The following is a 4472-nucleotide window of genomic DNA, read 5'->3' as shown; positions in this document are numbered from 1 at the left end:
CTTTGGACAGATTTTAGCTCATAAGCTTGCACACGCGGAGCGTTCAAACCAGTCAAAGTCTTTCTCTGTAAAGGTTTTAGGCTTTTTCGGCAAGCCCTACATATTCAGTCGTGATACCGGGGACTACTAATAAACGTGCCATCAGGCAGATAGGTTTGCCAGAGCAAAGCCTTAGTGCAGAGTATCTGACGATGGCATTCTTCATCTAACTTGATTTTGGAAAGATTTACTTGACAAAGAATACTTTCACTTAAATCAGCATTAGTTAAGTCGGCTTCAATCAATTGAGCCCCTGTTAAGTTAGCTCCAATCAATTTAGCACCTCTAAGGTTAGCTTTATGTAGACGAGCATTAGCCAGGTTGGCTCCAGTCAGGTCTGCACCTGAGAGGTCAGCCTCTCTTAGTGAAGTATTCGATAACTGAGTTCCAACCAACTGGGCTCCATGCAAGTTTATTAGGCTTAGGTTGGGACCAGAAATGTCTGCTCCACTTAAGATAATAGCGCTTAAAATAACATCGCGTAAGTTAAGTATGTTGCCAACCTCAGGTTTGCGGCATGACTCACTGTACAACCTTATACCAGCAAAGTTACGTTCTCCAGCATTATAACGCTCGCTTAATCGTGCTACTGTCATCCAAAACATATTTTTCTCTCCCTCAATCTATTTCTTCTTAAAGAAGTTAGGTAAATCAATATTGTTTTCCATTTCTTCTTGAACTTCGGTGGGAATGTTGGAGAAAAAGTTATAGCCAGTGTACTCCTCAATATCATTGACTGAGAAAACGTGATCCTGCCATATTAGTTTTGATGGTCTGTGGTCAATATTTGGCAAAAGCACGCCAAAAGAAGTTGCGTTAAAAGAGGTTGCGTTAATTTTGGTGATATCTGTAGGACTTAGGCCTGGTTTGTCTGGAATTAAAACAACTTTCCACAGCACTTCAGGAACATCAATATTAAATTGAGGAGTTACTCCGTTACTGGTGCGTGGTACGCGAATCAGATCGCTTGAGCCAGTTCTGCCAGTAATAACGTAAACCTCCTTGTTATGCCTCTTAGGGTCATTAGGGTCATTAGAGTTATTACTATCTCTGACAAACTCGTTTATTTTACCCTCGAGAGCCTGCCATGCTGTATCCTGCTGAGGTTGTGGTACTACATTTGTTGTCAAAAATGTTTGCAAATTATCTTTAGAGTAACGCTGCTCTGTTATTTTTCCTGTCCCTTCCTCTATTACTGTAACTCGGCCCTCTCTTCCTCGATCTTGATTTGGCACTAAATGTCCTTTGATAGCAACAGTACGCTTTTCGCCTACTTCAGTGTAGTCTTTACTGATTGTAATATCATCAAAAGGTAGGCTCCAATCCGTTGAAAATTGACCATTACGTTCGGTACCTGATGGTGCTAACCATGAAGAATCTAATTTATAGCTCGCCCAATTAGGAGTCTTGAGACTATCATTGTAAGAAACTGCATACTGAGGTTTCTCAATTAAGTAGTTATTGGGTTGGTTTGCTCGATCGTTTCTTGCCTCTTGTTGATTCAGAGATGGATTGCCAAACTTCAGGTGTTCGCTTTTGAAGAATACATTATCAATATACACTTCTGTCTTTCCATGCAACTCAAATCTTAGTCTAGCTGTTTTCCCTCGCATGCGATCGGGTACATTTACTTGAAATGTTTCAAACCCCTGATAGCCATAGCTAATGCGATTAAGCTGTGATTGTATCAGTGGTTGATTAAGTGTTGTAGGATCAATCTCAATTTCTCGTAAATCTACAGCAGCGGAAATTGCACTCGTTTGCTCACGAATAAGATCTTCAATGGGCTGGTCGCCGACGATAGTCCTAGGAGCAATCTCCGTATCTCTTAGCATAATGGATTCGTCTTCTGTCTCCAAATACACCTGAATATAGTTATTCTTATCATCACGGGGAGCTGGCTTAGGTACATGAACATCAAACCGCAAGGCCCCCCAATCAGGTACCACAAAGCGATTGTGCGTGATGCTGTCGCCCGCACCTAATTTTAGGGCATAATTTGGTTGATAATCTGGAGCTTTCGAGTTAATACCTAATGACTCCAAATTCTTTTCAAAATTGGGAGATTGTTGAGCTATTTGAGTCCACTCTATAAGGTTGTTTATAGGTGACACCAACGTTGATGTACCACCATGAAAAGACTACCCAGGAATTTCCTTAGAAATAGCATTCCGACCCAATTCTTCAGCCCCACTCCTATTCCGAATAAACTGGTCAAAATTCCCATTAAACAGAGTAGGAACCGCATAATCTCCCCGCATACCAGCAGAAAGCGTATTATCAAAACTAACCGGAACGCGCCCAGTTTTGCTATACTGACGCTCCTCTTTGCCACCACCCAAAACCGATAAAAACCAACCGTCATTAACGCCTTCACCATTGGCATTATCATACCAATCTTTAGCAGCACGGTTATTAGGATCGGACAATTCCGAATTACCTTTTTCACTCAAGATGTCGTTAATTTCTTGAGGATTCTCAGAAGCCTCCACATGAGGATACTCAACTTTTACTTTCTCCAGGCCTAAATCAACCGTCCCAGCATACCATCCAAATGCTCGCGTGTGCGTCCCTCCTACACGATCATCTTTCGTAAACCCAATACGGCTGTATTCACGACCTGGTTCCCCCCCACGAGTACCGAGTAAAATCTCTCGGTCTGCTTGCCCTAAAGGATCGCCCTTAACTGTAGGAAAATTCAGTCCAGCGGGTTTGGGATTCTTATTCAACTCCTCTTGTGGAAGTAGACCCAAAGCACGACCGTTGGGAGTAGCAGTCAAACCATTAGGATTAGCCACAGTTTGGTAATAGTTATCAGCAAACGTAACATTATTCCAAACCTGAACTTTGGGTTCGTAGAAATCGCTGAAATTTGTGCTGAGAAAATTAGGTAATTTTAAATTCAAACTAGGTTGGTAGAAATCGTGCGGGTCGATTGTTGTCATCTGGAGGTCTCGGTTAGCCATAGATGTTCCACCAGCTTGGGGGAAGAAAGTTCCTAAACGCTGTACGATTTCGCTATTGACAACGGTACCCCGACTGAAGCCCATGAAATGTAGTGGCGAATTGAACAAATCCCCCTGCTGGCGAATCAGCTTCCCTTGGCTGTCGTACAACCGCTTAAGTTCATTGTTTTCATACTCTCCAACCTTACCTCCTAATGCCAGATCCAACTGCACCAGAGAAGCAAATATTGCATCAGCCGCACCCTCAGAAAATCCCACATCCGGAATGACTGATTCTCTGTCTAACGACCATTCTGTCAGCAACACTAACGGTTTATTCTGGTTGAGGTATTTAATCTCCTTTCCATCTATAACTACCCCGGCTTTTAAGTTATTTGCCAAAGTAGAGAGATAATTAGATTCGCTGGTCTTAAGCCCCCCCGTCAAATTAGTTATCTCCCGTCCCTGTAAATCGATAGGAATCCAGTTACCTGTAGGCTTGTCGTAGCGCATAATTAACCCGCTGTTTTCCGGTGTATTACCGCTCACAGTGGCAATTTTGTTGGCCATTTGGAAAAATGAATCAGGAATCCCAGACTGGTTAGGCAAAAGTGTAAAACCATGAGTCAACACACTCACGCTGCTGAAAGGACTATTGCTACCTGGAGGTATGGTTTTAAATTGCCCCAAATCTTTGGTCACAGCCCCGCTATTACTCACAGCTTCAACAGCAAAATTGTAGTTCTGCCCCGCAGTAAGACTCCTCGGTAGCGTGAAGTTAGTGCTAGTATTTGCGGGGTCATTTAAAGGTTGGTCAAGAGGCGTAATCCCGTCATGGCCGTACCACTTGCCAGTATCTTTCTTCCAAGTCGCAGTCAGAATCCGGTTGGGATTGAAATCGTCATAACCGTTCCAAGGCTTAGAAAGAAGTTGACGCTTTTGTGTTTCCGAGAATCCGGGAAGGAGTGCCGAATCTGATAAATCGACAACCTTATCCCAGGGCAACAAACCCTCCCCTTTATCGAAGGTACTGACAAAAAGATTAACCTCTTTCACATCCTCCCAACCAGGAGCAAACTGCCATTGAAAAGTAGGAGTCAGGTCACTTGTAGTTGCACCAGGCCCCTTCAAATTCAGCCAGTCAGTCGGTGCAGCACTCAAATCCCGTAAATTGCCTCCCGTACCAACGGGTGCGCGTTTTGTACCCAACGGCACCCCATAAGTAAACTGATTAGCAGGTCGGTTCTCCTGAAGAATCCCATAGTCAGCAGCAATACTAATAGCCGGATTTATATCATCAATAGGAACCCTCGCAAAATCAGCATTTGTCACGGCACGCCCGGTAGTGAAGAAAGGAGACTTAACACCCCTGTCAAGACTATCAATTTGGAATTGACCGGGATTGTCCAGAGTTTTAATCATTTCCTCAACATCGAAAGCATAAACGCTCCCGCTACCACTCAAAGAAGGATAAGAGCCATAAAGGTA

General features: G+C 43.4%; 2 protein-coding genes and 1 pseudogene. All 3 read right to left on the bottom strand.

Annotated features, from left to right (window positions below):
* Positions 1-104: 104 nt before the first annotated feature.
* Entirely contained in the window at positions 105-635 is a 531-nt protein-coding gene (locus JGK39_RS32740) for a pentapeptide repeat-containing protein (RefSeq protein ID WP_293298932.1), read from the bottom strand.
* Between the two features lie 27 nt (positions 636-662).
* Complete coding sequence (locus JGK39_RS32735) at positions 663-2153, bottom strand: DNA/RNA non-specific endonuclease (RefSeq protein WP_293298928.1); 1491 nt, start codon at positions 2151-2153, stop codon at positions 663-665.
* A gap of 27 nt (positions 2154-2180) precedes the next feature.
* A pseudogene (locus JGK39_RS32730) lies at positions 2181-4472 on the bottom strand (Ig domain-containing protein group 2 domain-containing protein); the annotation flags it as partial.

Source organism: Microcoleus sp. PH2017_12_PCY_D_A, assembly GCF_020738565.1.
Classification (GTDB): Bacteria; Cyanobacteriota; Cyanobacteriia; order Cyanobacteriales; family Microcoleaceae; genus Microcoleus.
Note: the sequence above shows the minus strand (reverse complement) of the source record. Positions and strands in the feature narration are given on the sequence as shown.

What these genes read in the sequence shown, in the direction of transcription:
- JGK39_RS32740 (WP_293298932.1), bottom strand. Translation starts at nt 635, where the DNA reads ATGACAGTAGCACGATTAAGCGAGCGTTATAATGCTGGAGAACGTAAC.